12 protein-coding genes are annotated in these 23,256 nt (G+C 55.1%); 8 read left to right on the forward strand and 4 right to left on the reverse strand.

Annotated features, from left to right (window positions below; translation table 11 throughout):
- The first annotated feature begins 1 nt into the window (after position 1).
- Genes M2418_RS18820 through M2418_RS18830 form a run of 3 tightly spaced genes read left to right on the forward strand, consistent with a single transcriptional unit; the run spans position 2 to position 3,475 of the window.
- A complete protein-coding gene (locus tag M2418_RS18820; RefSeq protein ID WP_192490835.1) occupies positions 2-988 on the forward strand; it encodes a sugar-binding transcriptional regulator in 987 nt (328 codons plus the stop codon).
- On the forward strand, positions 988-2,478 hold the full coding sequence (locus M2418_RS18825) for a sugar ABC transporter ATP-binding protein (RefSeq protein ID WP_259148531.1): 1,491 nt from the start codon (positions 988-990) through the stop codon (positions 2,476-2,478). The genes M2418_RS18820 and M2418_RS18825 overlap by 1 nt, the downstream gene beginning before the upstream one ends.
- A complete protein-coding gene (locus M2418_RS18830; RefSeq protein ID WP_259148533.1) occupies positions 2,471-3,475 on the forward strand; it encodes an ABC transporter permease in 1,005 nt (334 codons plus the stop codon). The genes M2418_RS18825 and M2418_RS18830 overlap by 8 nt, the downstream gene beginning before the upstream one ends.
- 143 nt (positions 3,476-3,618) lie before the next feature.
- Here the strand turns inward: M2418_RS18830 and M2418_RS18835 are convergent, their stop codons facing one another.
- Positions 3,619-10,098, reverse strand: a complete 6,480-nt coding sequence (locus M2418_RS18835) for a type I polyketide synthase (RefSeq protein WP_259148535.1) — start codon at positions 10,096-10,098, stop codon at positions 3,619-3,621.
- A 241-nt stretch (positions 10,099-10,339) separates the two neighbouring features.
- Here M2418_RS18835 and M2418_RS18840 point away from each other — a divergent pair, with 241 nt between their 5' ends.
- Positions 10,340-11,542, forward strand: a complete 1,203-nt coding sequence (locus tag M2418_RS18840) for a glycosyltransferase family 2 protein (protein ID WP_259148537.1) — start codon at positions 10,340-10,342, stop codon at positions 11,540-11,542.
- Positions 11,543-11,547: 5 nt separating this feature from the next.
- Here the strand turns inward: M2418_RS18840 and M2418_RS18845 are convergent, their stop codons facing one another.
- The 3 genes from M2418_RS18845 to M2418_RS18855 are packed head-to-tail and all read right to left on the reverse strand — an operon-like array spanning position 11,548 to position 15,296.
- Positions 11,548-12,546: a glycosyltransferase family 2 protein gene (locus M2418_RS18845; protein ID WP_259148539.1), complete on the reverse strand. Its 999-nt coding sequence runs from the start codon at positions 12,544-12,546 to the stop codon at positions 11,548-11,550.
- 1 nt (position 12,547) lies between these two features.
- A complete protein-coding gene (locus M2418_RS18850) occupies positions 12,548-13,909 on the reverse strand; it encodes an oligosaccharide flippase family protein (RefSeq protein ID WP_259148541.1) in 1,362 nt (453 codons plus the stop codon).
- Between the two features lie 58 nt (positions 13,910-13,967).
- Complete coding sequence (locus tag M2418_RS18855) at positions 13,968-15,296, reverse strand: glycosyltransferase family 4 protein (RefSeq protein ID WP_259148543.1); 1,329 nt, start codon at positions 15,294-15,296, stop codon at positions 13,968-13,970.
- Positions 15,297-15,584: 288 nt separating this feature from the next.
- Here M2418_RS18855 and M2418_RS18860 point away from each other — a divergent pair, with 288 nt between their 5' ends.
- From M2418_RS18860 to M2418_RS18875, 4 genes are read left to right on the forward strand one after another with little or no spacing between them, the layout of a single operon-like run.
- A complete protein-coding gene (locus M2418_RS18860) occupies positions 15,585-20,135 on the forward strand; it encodes a MupA/Atu3671 family FMN-dependent luciferase-like monooxygenase (protein WP_259148544.1) in 4,551 nt (1,516 codons plus the stop codon).
- Positions 20,136-20,813 (forward strand): 4'-phosphopantetheinyl transferase, encoded by a 678-nt coding sequence (locus M2418_RS18865; protein ID WP_259148546.1) that lies wholly within the window; start codon positions 20,136-20,138, stop codon positions 20,811-20,813.
- Between the two features lie 4 nt (positions 20,814-20,817).
- Positions 20,818-22,089: a glycosyltransferase gene (locus M2418_RS18870; protein ID WP_259148547.1), complete on the forward strand. Its 1,272-nt coding sequence runs from the start codon at positions 20,818-20,820 to the stop codon at positions 22,087-22,089.
- A complete protein-coding gene (locus M2418_RS18875; protein ID WP_259148549.1) occupies positions 22,086-23,210 on the forward strand; it encodes a hypothetical protein in 1,125 nt (374 codons plus the stop codon). The genes M2418_RS18870 and M2418_RS18875 overlap by 4 nt, the downstream gene beginning before the upstream one ends.
- Positions 23,211-23,256 lie beyond the last annotated feature (46 nt).

The following is a 23,256-nucleotide window of genomic DNA, read 5'->3' on the forward strand; positions in this document are numbered from 1 at the left end:
CATGGCAGAACGTAACCCCTACTCTGCCCGCCTACCCGTCAATGAACAGCGCGACCATCTGATGGTGCAGGTGGCCAAACTCTACTATGATTTGGATCGCACCCAATCAGACATTGCCAATGAACTTGGTCTAACCCGCTGGCAGGTTGGCCGCCTATTGGTGGAGGCCAAGGAGAACGGTGTCGTCCGGATCGAAATCACGCCTCGCGCCGGTCGGCGAACATCAATGGAAGTCGAATTGCAGCGCCATTTTGGCGTTAGAGAAGCAATCGTTGTCCCGACGGTCGATATCGAAGAACCAAGCCTCATAATTGACAGCGTTGCGCAAGCCGCCGCGAACCATCTTGTCAGCCTCAATCCCAGACCATCTCTCATGGGGGTCAGCTGGGGGCGCACGATGGCAGCGGTTGCCCGCGCCTTGCCAAAAGACTGGTGCCCTGGCCTCAATGTCGTTCTTGTCAACGGCTCGACAGCTCTAACGACGACCACCAGCCGAAATTCAGCAGTTGCCGAGGAGTTTGCACAGTCAGCACCCGGGCGCGCCACGCTTTTGCCCGTGCCGGCGATAATGGGATCACGCTCGACGCGGGAGGCTCTTGAACATGACCCGATAATCGGGCGTGTCCTCAGACTTGCCGATGAGGCGCCCGTTGTCTGCTTCGGTCTTGGAGGCCTTACCCATCAGTCCGTTTTGCTTGGCTCGGGGTATCTCGATGACCACGATATTGCGCGCTTGAAAACGCTGAACTCCGTTGGCGATATCATGGGGCGTTTCGTTGACCGGAATGGCAAGATTGCAGATCGCCAGCTTGATGATCGAACTATCGGCCTGAGGTTGGAGGCGCTTGCACACAAGGAAAGAGTAATCGGTGTCGCGGCCGGTGAGGACAAGCACCTGATCACCGCCGCCTGCCTTCGGGCCGGCTACGTCACAGATCTGGTGACCGATGAAGGAACAGCCCGCAAAATTCTGGAGGAAGCTGCCTGATGGAAGACGTACTCCGGATAGAACAACTCTCCAAGAAATTCCCACCACATATCGTGGCCCTCGCCGAAGCAAATATTTCGGTCAGAAAAGGTGAAGTTCATTGTCTTTTGGGTGCGAACGGTGCCGGAAAGTCCACCTTTCTCAAATTGATCGCTGGCGCTCTTTCGCCTTCCGGCGGGGACATCTGGGTCGAAGGCAAAAAGGTGAATTTCAAGGCACCGGCTGAGGCCGCAGCGGCCGGAATTTCAATGATCTACCAGGAACTTGATCTTGTTCCGCAGCTCACCGTCGCTGAAAATCTGTTTCTTGGCCATCCACCCGCCAGTTTCGGGTTTCTGAACAAACGAGAACGGCGTGCCCGCGCCCTTGAAGCATTGGCCAGGATAAAGGCTTCCTTTTCTCCAGAAGACCGGGTTGGTAATTTGTCAATTGCCAACCAGCAACTGACGGCAATTGCGCGCTCGCTAACGCGGGATGCCAAGGTCATCATCATGGATGAACCGTCGGCCGCGTTGAACGAAACAGAACTGAAGGCAGTCTTCCGCGTCATCCGGGAACTGACGACGCGCGGCGTTGCGATTCTTTATGTCAGCCACCGCCTCGGTGAACTTCGCGAGATCGGAGACCGCGTCACGGTGCTGCGGGGTGGCCAGACGATCGAAACCTTCGATGTCGCAGGCACTCCGGACAGTGCGCTGGTCGAAGCGATCTTGGGTCGTAACCGCATGCTGATTGAGCGGCAGGAGCGCGCACCCGTGACCGGCGATGTCGTGCTGAGAGTTGACCGTCTTGTGGGAGCACACAAGCTGGAAATCCGCGATTTTGAATTGCGTCGTGGTGAAATTGCTGGATTAACCGGACTGAACGGTTCGGGCCGAACGTCATTTCTGAAGGCTCTATTTGGTGCAGACCCGGCTCAATCGCAAATGTCTCTTTACGGCAAATCGTTCAATCCCAAGTCGCCACGCGACGCGATCCGGGCGGGCCTGGGCCTGGTGCCCGAAAACCGCAAGACGGAAGGGCTCATTCTCGACGCACCGATCTATCGCAATGCCACTCTCCCGGCCATGCAAGGCAAATTTCTCGCTCGCCATGGAGAGCTGAAAGCGCAGACCGTTTCCGTTTTGAAACAGCTGACAACCAAATACGGCGCACCAGAACAGAAGGTTTTGCAATTGTCCGGCGGGAACCAGCAAAAGGTCGTTCTCGCCAAATGGATCATCAAGGGCGCAAAGCTGCTGCTGCTTGACGAGCCTTCGCGCGGCCTCGATATCGGTGCCAAGGCAGACCTATACAAGCTGGTTGACAAGCTTGCCTCTGAGGGCGCGGCCGTCATCGTCGCGTCCTCCGAATTGGATGAGCTTTACGCCGCCTGCGATACAATCTGGGTCTTCCACGAAGGGCGGAACATCGCACGGTTCAACCCGGCCAGCACAGATCACGATACGATCCTGCGTCACCAGATCCTGGGAGAACATCATCATGACTGATACCGTAACGGGAACAACGCCATTGCAACGCTCCTCCTCGCGCCGCCTCGTGGATCTGGCGATCGAATATAACTTCATCGTTATCTTCCTTGTCGTGGTCGCTATCGCGGCAATACTGTCGCCGAACTTCCTCACGCCGACCAATATCTCCAATCTGTTTCAGCAGGCAGCGGTCGTTGGCGTTGTCGCCATTGGCATGACATTTGTCATTCTCACTGGAAATATTGACCTTTCGGTCGGTTCGGTTACCGCGCTTTGCGGCATGCTTGTTGCCGTGCTGTTGGCAGGGGGCATGCCCATCGTCCCTGCCCTGGCAATTACCATCTTCACCGGTGCTGTTGCTGGCGCGTCGATCGGGGCGATCACCGCTTTTGCTGCCGTTCCCAGTTTTATCGTCTCGCTAGCAGGCCTCGTATCATTTCGCGGCATAACCTATCTGCTGACCAACGGCACGCCGGTTGCCGGTCTGCCGCCAGAGTTCGCAGCCATCTCGTCAACGATGGTGCCCCTGCTACCTGGAATCCAGGTCAGCACCATGGGGATAATTTTCGTAGCACTGTGTGTTGCCGCCGGTGCTCTTTTGCGACTGACCGTTTTTGGTGAATCTGTCTATGCAACGGGCGGAAATCCGGAGGCTGCCCGTCTGTCTGGATTGCCAACGACGCGTATTCTTATCCTTGTCTTTACGGCATCAGGCGTCATGAGCGCGCTTGCCGGAATTTTGCTGACATCACGCCTGCGTATTGGTCAACCGACTGCTGCACAGGGCCTTGAGCTCGATGCAATCGCGGCTGTTGTGCTCGGCGGCACCTCACTTTTCGGTGGTCGCGGCGGCGTGCTCGGCACCTTTTTTGCCGTTATGTTGCTGCAGGTGCTGCGCAATATCTTCAACCTGCTCGGTCTCGGCTCTTTCTATCAGATGACTGTCACCGGCCTGATTATTGTCGCCGCCATTCTGCTCAACCGCTTCATCGATATCCGCCGCGGCCGTGCATGAACCGTCTTGCAAAGATACGAAGACGTCACGGTAAATTTCTCCACCGTGACGTCCAAAGGCGCCAACAAGACCGAAAAAATCGTCGCCAAAATGAGAGAACTTCTTGGCGACGATCTCTCACGCAGGGGCGTTCAAATCGCGGATCACTCCGCCGCAATCGGTCTGCTTATCGATACGACACGTTGGTCACATAGCTTGAGATGTTGTCGAACCTTGTCTGAGAGAACGCGGACATTCGGATTGAGAACCATGGAATCGTGGTCACCCGGCACCTCGATAACGTCTAGGTTTGGGGCGAGAGGTGACCAGCCATTGTCGTGTCGAACAAAACCGCGATCGGCATTGAGCTGTCTGCCACCCGTGACCAGATAGCGCGGTTCAAGTTTTGGCCTTAACAGCAAAACCTGTCCATCATAAGGTTTGACCTCATAGCGATCCAAGGCACGCAAGAAGGCTGAGTGAACGCGTTCGTTGTGCAACTCGACCGTTTTTGCCGGTGCCTGCAATGCATCTGATCGCGTTCTTTGATAATTTGCCCAATTACGCTTATGCTCTATCCAGTTGCGGATAAAAGCACCTCTTTCTCGCTTGATGTCCTGCGCCTTGATCAGAACTTTGTCTGCCATCGACAAAACGGGATCGCCGGGAAGCGGCGTATCAAGCATGATGATGATCTCGACGGTTTCTCCGGCAGCTTCCAGTTGCTGTGCCATTTCATAGGCAACAAGCCCACCGCCTGAGAAACCTCCCAAAAGATAAGGGCCAGACGGCTGGACGCTGCGTATCTCGCGGAGGTAGTCGCGCGCCATCTCGGTGAATGTCTCGTGCGGCTCCTGATTTGCGTAGAGCCCGCGAGCCTGCAAGCAGTAGACAGGCCGATCATTACCGATCTGCAATGCAATATGGCGCAGGTTCAGCACATTGCCAAACATGCCAGCGCAAAGGAACAGCGGCGTAGCCGTAGCTTTGGCAGATGTCGTGGTCATCGACACCAAATGTATCCGCTGCGTATCTGCCTCTTCAGGCGCTTCAGCAGTATCCGCACTTTCGGCGGGCGCTGCATTCTTGCCAATGAGCTCTGCGCATTCGGAAATAGTGGGCGCCTGGAACAAAACCGAAATGGGCAGATCGATCCCATAGGTTTTGTGGATCATCCGGAACAGGCGCACAGCGATGAGTGAATGTCCACCGACATCGAAGAAGTTGTCGCTGACACCGATCTTCTCAACCCCCAGCAACTCACTCCAATAACCGGCAAGTGTTCGCTCGACATCGTTCCGTGGCGCAATATAGTCGTTCTCAAGGTCTGGCCGCTCGAAAAGCTGGGCAGACGGACTTGCCCGCGTATCAACTCGCCGAGCAGCCCTTTCGCGCAACTTGTCGAGCGGTAGACTGGAGACGATGGCCTGAGGTCGTCGTGTTGCAAGCACCCGAGACAGCAGGTTGAACCCTTCAGAGGGCATGATGCCTTGGCGAACCTGTGCGGCAAGTTCAAGTGCTGCGGCAGAAGGCGGTGCTCCGACTTCGCCATGACTTGCGGCTCCGGCAGAAGCCACGCTCAAGCTGAGATCATTAGCCAAACGTTTGATCGTAAAACGTTCGATCTCCAGAATGACTGAACCATCCAGCGCCGTAATGGTCACATCGAAAGCGGAATAATCTGGACCCGAATTCCCGCCCTTTGACAGCCTGACATGGCTCAGAACCTGTTGCGGCAGATTTTCATAGATCCGAATAGAGCCGTAAGACATCGGTGCCCACAGCACTCCGGACGACGCATACCCCTCAATAAGCTCCATTGCGTAGCCGGTCGCAATATCGAGAAGTGCCGGGTGGAAGCGTAATCCTGTCTCAATGTCGCCAGCATAGTCCTCGGAGAGCGACAGTTGCGCAAGCGCCTCACCTTTCCCGATCGAAAGGGCACGCAGAACCGACCAGCGTGAGCCGAAGCGGATATTGTCCTCTTGTGCGGAACGCAATGCCGCGCCGTCTGCGGCGCGACGTCTGGTTGTCCAGTGACTGTCGCCCAACGAAAGCTGCACTGGCGGCAAGACCGACGGAGGGGCAAGTCGCACCGACGCTTCCGCATGGAGGCGAATGGAATTGGAACCGCCATTTAGATCTGCCGCACAAATGAAAGCGCGATAGTCATTCCCATCCTGTTCAAACCGAACCCGGATTGACTTCGTTGCCTCATCTTCAATGCTGAGTGGCGAAACGAAGATCAGATCCTCGATTTCAAAACCTCCGGCGAAGCCATATTCATTGGCGGCCTGCGCCAGCAGTTCGATATAACCGGTTCCCGGTAGAATGGCCTCACCTGAAACAAGCCGATGTTCATTCCACATCCAGTGGGTAGCGGGGCTCGCCGAAAATTCGAGCCACTGGGTTTGATCCGCATCTTCAACCCAACGTTCGAACACGGGACCTTTTGCGACGATCAGCTCTTTGGATGTCGCCGAGGCTGATCCAGGATTAAGGGACGCACGAGCCGCGATGCCGACCTCGTTCCAGACGCCCCAATGCACGGCGACTGTCTGACGTTTTTGATCGCCACTACGGCTCTCCGCATAGGCATTGAGATAGGCATTGGCTGCGACGTAGTCCACCTGACCGACGGGCGCCGTATCGGTACTGGTCGAAGAAAACAGCACCAGAAAATCAATATGTTCCTTTTCCAGGACACGGGCGAGAACGGATGTGCCATAGACTTTCGGCGACAACACATCTTCAAGTTCATCGAATGATTTCAGCTGGATAAGATTGTCTCTGACAATACCGGCGGTATGCAACACACCGTTGAGACTACCAAATCGGTTCTTTGCGGCCTCAACTGCTGCGGTCATCTGCTCGACGTTGCGCACATCGGCGACGCGGTAGATGACCTCGGCTCCGAGCACTTCAAGCTCTTCTATTGCAGCAATCGCCCGGCTTACCTTGTTCGTGCCGGAATGCATACGCCGATAAGACGTCCATTGCGACCGTTCAGGCAACTCGGTTCGGCCCAGCAACACCAGACGCGCGGAAAACTGTGTTGCCAGTTCTCTCGCCACAACAAGCGAAAGATCTCCTAAACCACCTGTCAGCAAATATGTGCCCTTATGGCGGAATTGCTGTGTTGGATCGGACGGTTTGAGCGGCAGGCGTTCATGACTTGCAACCCAGCGGCGCCCTTTGCGATAGGCGACCGTTTCGGAGGCCGGAGAAACGCAGAGGTCCTCCCACAACTGGTCGAGGACATCTCCGGTCTGGCTGCTCGGAACATCGCCGACAAGTTTGAGCAGCTTTTGCAGGCCCGGCCTGTCGTTGAGTTTGGGCTTTGCGAAAAGCTCGATATCGACCATCCGTACGGTTGTGCGCTCAAGCTCCTTGGGTATCACCAGACCAGGGCCAAGCACGGTCGCCTTACCGGGATAGGCAAGCGTCTCATCGCCCACGCGCTGCATGCCGTTGGTCAGCACGGTCAGGTGACTGCCCGCCACGCCAGCATCGCCCATGGCCTGCGCCAGATGCAGGAGGCTATAGAAACCCTGCTCCTGTATTCTGTCGAAGAAGCTGGACGCACGTCGGTGATTTTCGTCACCGGTCACCAGCCACATGTGGACGATATTGGCGGGCACCTCACCATCTTCACTGAGGCTGGCGAACAGGGCGTCATAGCCCCCACGGCCCTCTTCAGGACACAGACTATAGGACGAAGCATCAATCCGGCTGAAACCATCGCCCGCCGTAACGGTCACAACGTGGTGGCCTGAAGACCGCAAGCGGCCAACCAATCGCTCTCCCAGCCCTGTGTCATCAAGGAAAATCAGCCATGAACGCGGCTCCATGCTCGCATCCATCGCGACATCGCAAGGTACCTGCTTCCAGATCGGTCGATAGCCCCAGTCAGACATGTCTTCCTGCCGCAACAAGGGAGCATCATCACTGGTAATAGGGACCGAGTTGTCCACAACCCGCTCAATGAAGTAGCGCTGATGCTGAAACGCATAGGTTGGCAACTGAACGCGGCGCGGATCACGTCCCTTCCAGGACCGCGAGATGTCCACCTCAATCCCGGTCGCCCAGGCGCGACCGATTGCCGAAAGGAAGTGTAGACGATCATCCGTATCGTCATCGGCATGCGGCAAGGTGTTGATCACCTGGTTCGCATCGATATTCGTCTGCATTTTTGCCAGCGATGACAAGGTTCGGCCAGGCCCTATTTCAATGTAGACCTGACCGGGCTGCAACGATAGCCGCGCCATACCATCGTTGAACAGGACGGTGGATCGCAGATGCCTGACCCAGTAGGTCGGGTCACAGGCATCGGCATTCGTCAGCCAATGTCCGGCAAGGTTGGACATGATCGGGATAGTCGGCGGATTGAGACGGATACTGCGCACAAACGCTTCGAACCTTGGCAATATGCCGTCCAGCATGCGCGAATGTGCCGCGATATCAATCGCAACACGGGACGCATCAATACCTTTTCCCGCCAACTCGGCTTGAAACAGGGCGAGGTCTTCATCCCGTCCGGACACGACGCAAAGTTCCGGGGCGTTGACCGACGCGATATCCAGCGACGCTGGCAGCAGGGACTTTAGTGTTTCAACCGAAACCGGTACGCTCAACATGCCACCGGGCTCGACAATATCGAACAATTCGCCGCGCAGACGCACGAGATTGACCGCGTCACGGTAGCTCATCACGCCCGAAATGCAGGCTGCTGCATATTCGCCCATGGAGTGACCGATCAGCGCCTTGGGGCTGACACCCCAGTCCTTCCAAAGCCGTGCAATGGCGACCTCGACGATCAATATGGCAGGCAGTTGCAGAGACGGACGTAGGAACGTTTTACCTTCAGCTGTTTTGTCACCGCCACTGGCCAACCATACTGCACGGATTTCATCGGCGATCGCCGGCTCAAGATAGGAAAAACCTTCTTCCACGAAACTGCGGAAGCGCGCATCTTCCTCGAAGAGACGACGTGCCATGCCAACATGCTGGGCACCTCCGCCGGGAAGCAGAAAAACAGCTCCCACGGGATTTTCAATCGCCGAATGTGTAAACATCCGTTTCGGATTGTCGCCAGACAGGACGGCGACAGCATCCGAGCAGTCACGAACCACCGCAACGCGCCGATGCTCGAACTGCGCCCGTCCCTGATGCAAGGTGAAGGCTGCGTCTACCGTCCTCAACCCCGAATTTGTTGCAAACGCCGCACCGAGACGTTTGGTAGCCCCGTCGAGAGCCTTGCGGTGTTTTGCGCTGAAAAGCAGGATGGCCGGTTCATCATTGGCGATGTCGTCAACAGGCACGACATAGGGAGCCTGCTCCAAAACGATATGGGCGTTTGTTCCGCCAACCCCAAGCGAGTTGACCGCAGCGCGACGCAGTCCGTCTGTATCAGGCCAGTTGGTCAACTGGCTTGCGACAACAAACGGACTATTGGCGAAATCGATTGACGGATTTGGTTTCTCGAAGCCGAGAGTGGGCGGTATTTCAGCGTTCTTGAGCGCAAGGGTCGTCTTGATCAGGCTGACAACACCAGCGGCAGTGTCGAGGTGACCAATATTGGATTTCACCGACCCGACGTGACAAAAACCTTTCTGGTTTGTTGTCTGACGGAACGCTTGGGTCAGAGCCTCGATCTCGATCGGATCTCCAAGTGCCGTGCCGGTGCCGTGGCATTCGACGTATTGGATCGTCTCTGCACTGATGCCTGCAAGCCCCTGCGCCTCGATAATCGCCTCTGCCTGCCCGGTGACGCTTGGCGCGAGATAACCGGCCTTGCTGGCACCATCATTATTGATTGCCGAGGCTTTTATGACTGCATGAATGATGTCGCCATCTGCCAAGGCATCGGACAGCCGTCGAAGCACAACCACCCCTGCCCCGCTGCCAAACACAGTGCCAGCGGCGCGATGGTCGAACGGCCTGCAGCGGCCATCGGGAGAGAGAATTTCGCCGTCGTGATAAATATAGCCGCGCCGATGCGGCAACTCAATTGTCACGCCGCCCGCAAGAGCCATGTCGCACTCGCCGCTCAAAAGGCTCTGGCAGGCATAGTGGACAGCGACAAGCGAGGTGGAACAGGCCGTCTGCACATTCACACTCGGCCCGCGCAGATCAAAGGAGAACGACGCCCGCGTAGACAGAAAGTCCTTGTCATTGCCGGTATGGCGAAGCAGGAACATGCCCGTCTGCTCTAGCAACTGCCTGTTGCTGCAGACATTGAAATAGAAATAGCTGCCCATGCCGCAGCCGGCAAATACACCGACTGGCCCAGGCATTGTGTTTGGAGTACGCCCCGCGTCCTCCATTGCTTCCCAGGTGCATTCCAGAAACTGCCTGTGCTGCGGATCCATGATCGCAGCCTCTTTCGGGCTCAGCCCGAAAAAATCAGCATCGAACATCTCCATGTCGGGCATATCAGATGTCCGCGCAACATATTTGGGATCGAGCATTCGAGCCTGGCTCTCGCCAGCGGCAATCAGCTCGTCTTCCGAAAGGTTGCGAATGGATTCAGTGCCTGATCGAAGGTTTTGCCAGAACTCATCTGTCGTTCTGGCGCCCGGCACTCTTAAAGCCATGCCGATGATTGCGATGTCGTTTGGTGAGGCGGTATCCTGATCTTGCATGCGACGCTCTTTACTCTCTCACACGCGGCCCCGATCGAAATTGCTGATAGCAAAATAGAAAACGTGCCTATATTTATTTCATAGCTGCTCTTGGTAAGTAACCGTATGAATTCTATTGAGTTTGTCTTATAAGCAATTTCGATAATTTATGAATATAAATAATATTTAACTGTTTGCAAGCACCTGAAGCCAGTGTATTCAATTTCGATTAGCCAAACAAATTGGGCACAGAGTATTGCTTATGACTCAGTCTCTTTTCTTCTGGTGTTTATCGCTTATCAATATTGCACTATTTTCCTTGGCGATTATCTATTCGTCGCAGTTATTGGCAGCACTGCCATCGCTACGACCGAAGATACAGCCATCGACTGCATCACGACCAAAAATCGCTATTCTTGTTCCAGCGCATAATGAAGAAGCAGGACTGGGCGCGTCCCTGACTGCCATTCGCGCAGCGATGGCAGTGAACGATCGCTTGCTTGTCGTTGCCGACAATTGTTCGGATAGGACGGCAATCATTGCACGCATGGCTGGTGCGGAAGTACTGGAGCGAAACGATACGACTCGAAGGGGCAAAGGATATGCGCTGGACGCCGGCGTAAAATATCTGTCGGCTGCCCCGCCGGATATCGTCGTGCTGATAGACGCGGACTGCTTTCCCTCTCCTGACGCAATCGGCTTCCTCGCCGAAGCGACCGTGCAGACAGAAAGACCCGTTCAGGCACTTTATCTGATGACAAACAAGGCAGGCGCCGGGCTCAGCCTGAAGATTGCCGAACTCGCATTCATGCTGAAAAACCGTCTTCGGCAGAGAGGGCTCAATCGCCTTGGCATTCCCTGCCATCTGACGGGAAGCGGAATGGCTTTCCGCTGGGAGGTTATCAGCGGCCTTGATCTCGCCCACGGACACCTCGTCGAAGACATGAAGATGGGTCTGGATCTCGCCATTGCCGGATCAGGACCGGTGTTCTGCGAAGACGCCGTGGTGCTGAGCCCGTTTCCGGACACCGTGCAAGGATTAAGCACACAGCGGCAAAGATGGATCGGTGGTCACTTCGAATTGATAAGCACGGCACTTGCCGGCGTTGCAAGGGCATTGCGCAGAGGCAGGATCGCTGCCGCATTGAGTGCATTGTCGACGGCCATACCGCCGCTTACGTTTTTTCTGCCGTTGCTTGCTATAACCTTGCTGATGACTGCAGGTTTTACCTGGGCGTTAAAGCTTGCCCCTCTCCCGCTCTTCATTGCAGCAGCCAATCTGGCCTTGGTCTGCGGCACGACGTTAATCGCGTGGGTTAAATATGGGCGCTCGATTTTGACGCCGTCGGACGCCCTTCGTGCCGTGTCGATCATTGGTCTGCAAATGATACGATCCCCGCAGATGTTGCTCAGCGCACATCGAAATGGATGGGTGCGGACTGATCGCGGACAGCCAGGCGAATAAGTTGCTTATTTGTATTCGATCAGCCTGTGGCGACGACTGGTCAAAACGTTGCTGTAGTAAGTCGCCACGCCTCTCATTTCCGCGAACTTCCCAACCACCGACAATGCTGCCTCCGCCCATCTGTTCTGATCTTTGGAGGCGGTTTTCCCTGCCAATCGCAATACCTGAAGTGGATAAAGCGCCAGAAGCGCAAGAAACGCGGGATGGACGACAGCGCCACCGATCAAGGACGCAGCAGGCAACACACCACCCCAAAAGAGGCTGCGCCTGACATTGCGAACCCAGATGCGTTTATCGGACGTTCTGTGACGCGCCGCGACCTGCGCATAGGCATGGCCGGCGCGAACCGAACGTCGCCACCACTGCGAGAAATTTTTGATATTGGCATCGTGAAGCGTCATGTCCGCGTCGATACGCCAGATTGTCCAACCGATCTCACGCATTCGCAGGCACATTTCCGGCTCTTCACCGGCAATCAGATCAGCAGAGTAACCATTGACCTCCCGAAACGCCTTAACGCGGATAAGGCAGTCTCCGCCGCAGGCTTCTGTCTCGCCAACCGGTGTATTCCACTCATCGTCACAAATGCGGTTGTAGATCGAGACGTCAGGAAAGATTTCCCTCCGGCGCCCGCATACGATCGCCACCCGCTGCTTATCGCGGAAAAAGTCGCGCGCCTTTCTTATCCACCCATCAACGATCCGGCAGTCACCGTCCACGAACTGGACAAATTCGACATCGGAAGCAATACGCAGCAACGCGGCAAAACCTTCGTTGCGTGCCCGTGCAGCGGTAAACGGAACGTCTGGCGCCAACTCCACGACAGTAAGCCCCATGCTGCGCGCCGCCTCGATACTGCCGTCGGTTGAACCGGAATCGACATAGACCGATCGGACAGCAAGGTCGCCGAGCGAAGCCATGCAATCGATGAGCCTCTGACCTTCATTACGACCGATAAGGACGACACCAACATCATGTGGCGAGGGTTGCGTGAGTGTTTCCATCTCACGAATGTCCAATTGCCATCGATACGGTGGCAAATGGAGTTCCGTAGCCGAGCTCTATGCGAATGAACAACAAAAGCGCGATCAATGCCAGGAAGATGGCGTTGATCAGCAAGTCCTGGCTCAGAAAAGAAATTCTCTCGCGTCGCTGACCAAAAGCGATTGGGAAATAGCGAAGCAGTTCACTTGCAATGACCGCAAGGATAACGCCAGCCAAACCTAGCCATGCCTGCCCGGCATAGGACAACACCACAAGGGACAGAAGTTTAAGCAGATTGCCCGCCACCCCGTAGGCCGGCTTGCCAACTCCCAGCATGGTATATTCGTTTACTGTGCTCAGTATGCCAAACCACGCGCCGACAAGCAGCATGGACAGCATCCATCCGGCATCATGGTAACGTGCATCATAGACAATTGAGATTGCAAAATCCGCAGTCGCAATACCGATCGCAATCGAGGTTGCGGCAAGCAGCAACAGCTTGAAGCGAAGCGGGCTGACCTGCTGAATAAGTGCGGGCCGTGCTTCACTGGCACTTGCAGAAATCAGCGGAAAAACAAGCTGGAAGCTGATGCGGCCGATCAGGGTCCCCGGCAGATCGGCAATGATACGCGCAATCGAATAGACACCAACCAAAGCCAGCGGAACGGCCTGCGCCAAAAACAGCTTGTCGAAATTTCCGCACAGGAATGCCAGCAGTGACGACAGGAAAATCCATTTGCCGAAGGACAGGACCTCACGAACATAGGCCGTGTTCCACTCGAACCAGTTGATGGCGTGAGGCAGCATGTAGCTGGCAGTCGCACGGATGATCGCAGAGATCAGGTTTGCCACCATAATCGCCCACACGCTTGGGTGAATAAGCGCGAGCGTGACTGTGACGATGATGGTCGTAACGTCGAGAACAACCTCAAAAAGGTTGGCCTGCTTCAGCATCATATGCCGCTGCATGTAATAGAACGAGGTGGACGCCGCGCCCAGGATCAGGATGTTCAATGCTGTCACTTGCAGCAGGCTTGGAGAAATGTCGTACAGTGCGCTGAGCGGATATGCGGCTATGGAAAATATGCAGCAGAGAATGAAACTGCGAACAAATTGCAGTGTCCAGACCGTATTTTTGAACGATCGGTTTTCAGCATTCGGATTGCGGACGACGGACTGGCCAATGCCGACATCCGTAACAAGTTCCATGCCGTTTTTCAGCGTGAAAACGATCATCAATACGCCGAACACTTCTGGCGCCACGATACGTGACAGAATGACATTCGACACGAACCGCAAGCACACCGACAGGCCATAGGCACCGACGGTCCACATCGCTCCGGTGACAACACGCTTTTGGGAGAAATTCACAGCTTCGCTCATTTCTCATCCTTTTGGGTGACGATGAACCCTATTGCATGTCTCTGTTTTCGGGCGATCGTCATGATTTACGCCCGAAAAGCCGGGAAAGATCAGATGCAAGCGACTTGATATCGTGCATGCGCTCAACGCGCACGCGGCCTTCCTGCCCCATTTCCGCCAGTCGCTCAGGCGAAGCGGATAAAACATTACGCAAGGCAGAGACGAGCGCGGCATCGTCACCCGGAGGAACAAGCCAGCCACATTTGTCATCCACCAATTCGGGAATGGCAGCGATGGTGGTCGTGATCACCGGCCGTTGAAGCGCCATACCTTCCATCAACACGATCGGCAGGCCTTCATGGTAGCTTGGCAACAACAATGCGCGACTGGTCGCAATGAAGGTCCTCACTTCTTCGTTGGAAGCCCAACCTTTAAGGATCACTTGCTCGCCAACACCGTGACGGGCGATTTCCGCTTCGATCTCCGCCCGGCTCTCGCCATCGCCGATCAGGGTTATACGAAGCGAAGGAAACTCATCGCGCAAGGCGGCGGCGGCGGCAGGAATGTGGACCTGACCCTTCTGGGGACAGAGGCGGCCGACGCAGACAATGTTGAAATTGTCGGCGGTGATTGGCGCAGAAGGCTTGAAATCCTCGAGATTCAGGCCGCAACGCGCAATCTCTATCTTTTTCCGGTCCTCATCGGTCTGGCTAAGATCACGCAGGACGGATCGGCAGTAATTGGAAATGGCGACGACGAAAGATGCATGCCTGATCTTGAGTGCATAGCTGTTTGCAGACGTGTCAAGGAACTCATCAGGACCATGGGCTGTGAAACTGTATTGGGGGCCGCCCATCAGCCGGGCGAGCATGACTACGGCTGCGGCGTTGGTACCATAATGGGCATGGGCGTGGTCGATGCCTGCACGAGAGGCTTTTTGGCGAAAACTTGCCGCCTGCATCAGATATGCAGCGTGGCGTGCAAACCCTCCTCCGGAGTTCGCGACCAATTTCCGCCAGGTCGGCAGCGCCTTGATAATTCCAACCGGATTGAGAAGTAGTTCTCGTATCGTCGCTATCGTCAGGTCTGGCAATTTGCCTTCAAGTATATAAACCGTCTTTTCGGCTTCAGCGATGTCCTTTTGATCGACCAGCTTGTCTGAAAATCGTCGTGCCGCGAAGCGCAATACTGTTTGCCCTTGAACTTCAAGGGCTTCGATCTCGCGACGAATGAAAGTGGCGCTCGGCACCGGGTAAGTATTCAGGAAATAACCTACTTTCATTACGCCACTCCAAACACACACAAAACTCAAGTTACAAATCGCGCTGCTCAAGCACTGTAAAAGCGGGAGAGATGATTTTTTGAAAATGCACAATAAATAGATACGTAGCGCCCAAACAACGCTCACGACAACAAATATATTTCACAAAATACTGAATATCTCTATTGAATTATCAGGGAAAATAATTCAACCTGATACAAATTATGCGGGCAACAAGCTTATTTTGCAACACGATTTCGTTTTGCGAAATCTATTTTTTATAATCTGCCCAGCGAAATATTACCTATATTCAGTGGCGTTTGTTGTTTCGGAGTATACGTCTAGATGTTCAGCTGTATTTTGATTGGCAATGAAGCTTTACTTGTGCAGTGCGGCATTTTGCTCCGAGATAAAGGCTTTGCGATAACTGCAGTTGTGTCAAGCAACGATGCGGCAAAAGACTGGGCAACACAACAGTCTATTCCAGTAATCGAATGGGGTGACGACCTCGAGAAAGCCGTTGGGCACCTCGATTACGACTGGCTGTTCAGCATCGCCAACCTGCGAATGATACCGCAGCCGGTCTGGCAGAAAGCGCGACGGGGCGCCATCAATTTCCATGATGGCCCACTTCCAAGACTGGCAGGTCTAAACGCACCGACATGGGCTATTCTAGAAGGTGAGACAACATTCGGCGTTACATGGCACGAAATCACTGAAGGCGCAGATGAAGGTAAAATCTACAGCCAGACACATTTCGACATCAACCCTGACGAAATCAGTCTCACGCTGAACACCAAATGTCTGGCGGCTGGCGTTGAGACTTTTGCCAAGCTGGTCGACGACATCAACAACAATACACTGACCGGGGTAGCACAAGACTTCTCACAGCGCAGCTATTTTGCAAAATCCAAACGACCTGACGCCGCCGGCACCCTGCCGTTTGAAAAATCAGCTGAGGATCTATCTCGCCTCCATCGCGCGCTGAATTTCGGCGCAGGTTACACCAACAGGATGGTGCATCCAAAAATCCGTCATGCCGATGGCATATTCCTGCTGACGACATTCACAGTGTTGGGACTACCTGATGACCCCAAGCCCGCGGGCTTCATTCGCTCTGTCGGCTCGGACGGCGTGGTTGTCGCGACAGCGACCGACGATGTCCTGATCAATGGTACGATGCAGAGGAATGGTCATGAAGTCCTGCTTTCCGACCACGTAAGGCAGGGTGACAGTCTCCCGCAATTTGCAACTGCCGATCTCGAGGATCTGAATACCGCAGTTGCCGATGTTGTTCGTTACGAAGATCGGGCGAAGGCCAGATTGCTGGCCGCCGAGGACGTCAAACTTTTTGACGTGTCGGAAAGTCCGTCTCACGCGGCTGGTGTTGCCAGCATTTCCATTAACCTGCCAGACGCGTTGACGACGAATTTACGGGTTGCAGTGATTGCAGCCTTCCTGGCACGTTTTTCCGGTCAGGACAGGCTCGATATTGCCTATTGCTCGCCTAAGGCTGCAGATTATAGCAGTCGGTTCCCGGGTTACTTTGCCCCCAATGTCCCTTTGCACGTTGAACTACCATCAGATTTTCTGGTGTCCGAGTTTGCTGAAGGCCTGGCATCACAACTGACTGTTCTGCGGCGGGAAGCCACCTATCTCAGCGATCTTCACTTCCGTGAACCGGGTCTGTCCAACAATCGTTTGACAACCTGCATCGTTGAGACAGACAATGGCTCTCCACGGTCCGGCAGCATTGACCATCCGCTGACTTTTGTCCTGGACACGGTAACGGCAAGCGCACGATTGGCGTATGACCAATCAAGGGTTCCGGACGCAATCGCGGCGCAATATTGTCGGCACATCGAACTGCTTGCATCGGCTTTCCTTCAGGATGGCCGCGTCGTTGATCTGCCTTTGATGTCCGCCGACGAAATCAAGAACGTTGTCTACGGCTGGAACGATACGGCCCGGGATTACGACAGGAATGCGTGCGTTCACACACTCATCGAACAGCAGGTGCAATCGACCCCCAACGCCATTGCAGTCGCCTGGCGCAATGAGGAACTGACATATAAGGAGCTAAATGATCGGGCGAACCTGATTGCGAATGTTCTTGTCGACCTCGGCGTGAAACCTGATTTCATGGTTGGTCTCAACCTTCCCCGCTGCAGCAATCTTGTGGTTGGTGCCTTGGCGATCCAGAAGGCTGGCGGCGCATATGTTCCGCTTGATCCTCATTTCCCGGCCGATCGGCTTGCCTATATGGTAGAAGACAGCGGCGCAGCCGTCATCTTGACAAGCCGCATGACCGAAACACCGCTCTTCGCGACCGGCGTCAAAACCGTCTTCATCGAAGATATACTCGAGCGATCCGTCACGACAGACAGACCGGTTACAGAGGTATCGCCGTCCAATCTCGCCTACGTCATCTATACGTCAGGCTCGACCGGTCGCCCAAAGGGCGTGATGGTTGAACATCGCAATGTGGTCAACTTCTTTGCCGGGATGGATGAACGCATTCAGTACGACAAGTCGAGCCAGCCAGTCTGGCTTGCGGTTACCAGCCTATCCTTCGACATTTCGGTCCTGGAGCTTTTCTGGACCCTGGCGAGAGGTTTCAAGGTCGTACTCCATTCTGCCCAGACCCAAAGCCACAAAGGCGGTGATGGTGCCGTCAAATCCACCCGCGCTGGCAAAGCGCCGATAGATTTCGGTCTGTTCTATTGGGGCAATGATGATGGCGCGGGACCGGCAAAATACCAGTTGTTGCTCGAAGGCGCGAAATTTGCAGATGCGAATGGCTTCCAAGCTATCTGGACGCCCGAACGGCATTTTCACGCATTCGGCGGCCCCTACCCGAACCCTGCCGTAACAGGTGCAGCCATCGCTGCCGTCACCAAGAACCTGGCAATTCGTGCCGGCAGCTGCGTCCTTCCGCTCCATCATCCTATCCGCGTCGTGGAAGAATGGGCGGTTCTCGACAATCTCAGTAATGGGCGGGTGGGCCTTGCCTTTGCCTCCGGCTGGATGCCGGAAGATTTTGTTCTCAGACCCGAAAACGCACCGCCGCACAACAAGACCGCCCTGCTACGCGATATCGAAACCGTGCGAAAGCTTTGGCGCGGCGAACGCATGGAATTCGATTATGGCGGCGGCAAAGCCAGTGTCGTCACACAGCCGAGACCAGTTCAGCCGGAAGTGCCGGTCTGGCTGACGACTGCAGGCAATCCCGAAACGTATAGAGAAGCAGCGAGGACCGGCGCACATGTGCTGACTCACCTGCTCGGCCAGTCCGTTGATGAGCTTGCTGAAAAGATCAGCATTTATCGGCAAACACTGATCGAATGTGGTCGCAATCCCGATGCCTACAAGGTGACGCTGATGCTGCACACGTTGCTCGGTGAGGACCGGGAAGAGGTGCGGGATGCCGCCCGAGGCCCAATGAAAGCCTATCTGCAAAGTGCCACGGCGCTTATCAAACAATATGCCTGGGCATTTCCCGCGTTCAAGAAACCACAAGGCTTGTCCAACGCTCTCGACATTGATCTGCAGTCTCTTGCGGCAGACGAGCTGGATGCCATCCTTGAATTTGCATTCCTGCGTTACTTCGAAGACAGCGGTCTGTTTGGCACCGTCGACGACGCCATGAAGCGTATTGATCAGGTTGCTGGCATCGGCGTGGACGAGATTGCCTGCCTGATAGACTTCGGCGTGCCATCTGAGCTTGTGCTGGAGAGACTGGAGCCGCTGGCCCGGGTGGTAGCACAGGCGCGTGCTGAAACGACTGTTACGGTTGAGGATGTTGCAAACGACAATAGCTTTGATCAGGACGTGCACCGGCACGGGGTAACACATCTTCAGTGCACCCCTTCAATGGCACGTATGTTCCTGATCAACGAAACAGATCGCGCTGCTTTCGCGCAAATCCGTCACCTGTTTATCGGTGGCGAGGCACTTCAAAACTCTCTGCTTGGCGACATCCAAAAACTGACCAATGCCAGTGTCGAGAACATGTACGGCCCGACAGAAACAACGATATGGTCATCCACAATGACCGCCGACATGTCGGAGATTGTTGTGCCGCTTGGGCAACCGATTGCCAATACACAACTCTACGTGCTGGACGCGTCTGGCGGCGTGGCGGCACCGGGACAGCCCGGTGAACTTTATATCGGTGGCGACGGGGTAACGCGCGGTTATCTGAACCGCGAGGAATTGACGCGGGAACGTTTCGTTCCAAACCCCTTTGCACCAGGTCTTATATACCGAACCGGAGATCTGGTTTGCCGCAAGGCGGATGGAACCTTGAGATTTCTCGGGCGCACGGATTATCAGGTCAAGGTCCGCGGCTATCGTATTGAACTGGGTGAGATCGAGGCATGGATCGCGTCCTTCCCCGGCGTGGCCGAAGCTGTCGTTGTTGCAAGAGAAGACAGGGCTTCCGACGTTCGCATCGTCGCTTATCTGAGGCTGACCGGTCAGCCATTGAACGAGGAGGCACTCAGACAACATCTTGGTGAAGCCCTGCCTGACTATATGATACCGGCACATTTCGTGACGCTCAAAGCGTTTCCACTGACGCCGAATGCGAAAGTCGACCGAAAAGCGCTGCCAAAACCGGATACGGGACCCATTATCGTCTCCGCTCAGGTCTTCGTGGCGCCGGAAAACAAACTGCAATCGGATCTGGCTGAAGCCTACAGCCGAACCCTTGGCATTGAACGCGTCGGTTTAAACGACAACTTCTTTGCTCTTGGCGGACACTCACTTCTCGCTGTGCAATTGCACCGTGACCTGAAAGTCGTCATCGCCCCTGACCTGACAATAACCGATGTTTTCCGTTTCCCGACCGTGCGAGCGCTTGCCGAGCATCTTGCCGACCGCGGAAAGGCAGAAGAACGTCTGAGCCAGGTGGCGGACAGAGCGGCCAATCGACGGGCCGCTCTTGGAGATCGGCGTGCGGCACTGACACGTTCGCGGCTCTGAATGGTGGTGGATGCGCTAAAGACCCTGTTTCCAGATGACGTGGCCATCGCGCACGGCGATCCACGCGCAGCTCGCAGTGGTTTTCTGGACGAAGAAGAGCGATATGTTGCGCATGCCATTCCGCGCCGCAAACGGGAATTCCATGCTGGCCGCGCCTGCGCGGGAACCGCCATGAGTGCCTTGGGCCTGAAACGCGTTCCCATACCCGCTGCAAACGATCGCTCTCCCGTTTGGCCGGACGGTGTTGTCGGAAGCATCAGCCACTGCGATACGCTGTGTGTAGCGGCCGTCGGCCTCGCGGCGCATGGGTACCTGTCGATGGGTCTCGACGTCGAGCCTGCTGAAGCACTACCTGCTGACTTGTTCGATGCAATATGTACACGTCAAGAGCAAGACTGGCTCGAGGATCGCCCATCAAGCGAGCGTGCTCTTCTGGTGCGGACGATCTTCAGCGCAAAGGAAGCAACCTACAAGTGCCAGTACCCTTTAACTGGCATGATGATGGATTTTCAGGATCTGGAAATCTCGCTTGGCACCGATTCATTTGATGCCACCTTCTGCAAAGACATCAAAGACTTCACCAAGGGAACCGTTCTTCCGGGCAGCCTTGCAGTTCAAGACGGCTACATTTTCGCCGCCATGGTGATGACCACGCAAAGCAGATGGAACTCAAGGTGACAAAATGCTCCAGAAAGCAACGCTGACAGTCCACGAGCCAATCTCTGACCAAGCCACAGGCAGTGTGCTGTTTGTCACTGCGGTTCGTCTGCGGCGGGGACCTCGCGGTTTGCAGCTTGATGACCAGACCAGTGCCGGTCTGGTTCGCCACGCCGAAAACTTCCGGCAGGTAAAATTCGCGGGCATCGTTCTGGAAGGTGATCGCGAAGAGAATACGTCGACGACATGGATCGATGTCGTGGACCTGCCTTGTTATGACCAACTCAAGTTCATCGAACTGCCCTTTGCTTACAAGGCAAAGGATTTTGCGCGGACCTATCGCAAGACCAGAGCATTACTGAAAGAAGAAATCCGTAGTGCCGATCATCTCTGCTTTACCGTCGGTTACCTCATCGGTGACTGGGGCGCCATTGCTGCACTGGAAGCCAATGCGCAGGGGCGCAAATTCGCCATCTGGTTTGACCGCGTCGAGCATGATGTCATTCTGCGCACATTATCAGCACATCGGTTACGCAGACGCATCAAAGAACGCGCAACCCTGCCATTGATGAAATGGTACCATCGTTATCTGATCGGGCGAAGCACACTCGGGCTTTTCCAGGGACGTGATACCTACGACACCTATTCTGGGGCGTCTTCCAATCCCCATTGCATGTACGACGTTCATACCCAGGAAACGGACCAGATCAACGAGCACACGCTGGACCAAAAAATCGAGAGAATTCTATCTCTTGCACCGATACGTGTTTCCTATGTCGGTCGCGCAGCTCCGATGAAAGGCCCGGAAGACTGGGTATCGGCACTGGCAATTGCCGCTCAGGGCAACCCGTCGATAGAAGCCTGCTGGACCGGTGACGGACCATTGCTCGATGTGATGGAAGGCATGATCCAGAAAAATCATTTGCAGGACAAGGTGAAGCTTGCCGGTTACGTCGGTGATCGGGAGGCTTTGTTGCACGCTCTGCGCGACAGCGATATTTTTGTGTTCTGCCACAAGACTGCCGAGTCACCGCGCTGCCTTATCGAAGCACTGGTTTGCGGCAGCGCCCTTGTCGGATATCACTCCCCCTATGCGGAGGATCTGGTCTCTGAACATGGCGGCGGCGCCCTTGTCCCTCGTGATGACATCGAGGCTCTGGGCCGTCAAATAACCGAGTTGAACAATGATCGCGCCAAACTCGCGCAACTCGTGAGCGCGGCTGCCATTTCCGGAAAACGCTTCGATGAAAGGTCAATCTATCAGCGTCGGGCAACCCTGCTGAAGAGCTATGCATGAGGCGGCTTGCGCTCTTGTCGACTGCCGTCGTTGTGGTGTGCGTCACAGGTCTGATGGTCATGACATCTGCAATTTCGACATCTTCCAGCAGCGAGGAGCCGACGGTGTATCCATTACTGCCAGCGCCCGGCGAAATGGACGCGAAACGTCATATCTTCGTTTCCGGGCATAGTTTGACCCCTCGCCCGATGCTGGAGTTCATGAGCCAGATCTCTGCGGCAGTGGAAATGCCAATCGTCTGGAACGGTCAAAATCTCAACGGTTCCTCCATCAAGGACAGGTCTTTCGGACGTGACGAAAGTCATGCTTGGAGTGGATTTGATACAGGGACAGATGCAAATGGCGAAACGATAGACACCCTTGCAGAGATGCAATCTCCGTCAAAGGCAGATGTCGGCAAGTACAATATTCTGCTGATCACCGAGCAACATCGGCTGCTGGATTCACTCCTCTGGCAACAGACCGGGACCTATCTGCGCGCCTATCAGGAACGGTTCATACAATCGAACCCTGAGGGAGAGGTCTTTTTCTTTACCCCCTGGATCAGCCTTTCCGACAAGAACGACGCACGCGATTGGATTGAATACGAACGCGCTGCCATGCCTGTGTGGCAGTGTGTGGTTGCTAAGGTCAACAACCAGCCGTTAAATCAAGGACCCGCCCATCCTATTCGGATCGTGCCAGCGTCGCTTGCTCTGGCAGATCTCGTCGATCATCTCATAGCAAATCCATCGACATCAGGCTTCACAAATGAGAGCCCCCGCAAGATTGTCGACACCTTTTTCGAAGACGATGTGCACCTCACTGCAGCAGGCAACTATTTCATCGCCGCGCTGACCTTTCAGGCAATCTACGGCGAATTGAAAGCTGACGACATCCCGTCTAGCCTGGCAGACGACAAGGCACGCACTCTCCGTAAACTTGCAGCAGATTTTCTGGCGCGATACCGCACTGACAACCCGACTTTCGACAGCAAGGCCTGCGGTGACGGACCCAGCATGTCGTTTATCTTCAAATACACAGGTTACATCGAACGGACCTATGTCCGACCCGAAAAGGGATATGTAGCGGCGAACGTGCAGAGATTTCGCGACATGTTGCGCTTCATGCGGCAACTCTAGACCAGATCACACTTGATAACATGTGAGCCTGCACCCGGCAGGCTCA

This window comes from Rhizobium sp. BIGb0125 (assembly GCF_024810055.1).
Lineage (GTDB): Bacteria > Pseudomonadota > Alphaproteobacteria > Rhizobiales > Rhizobiaceae > Agrobacterium.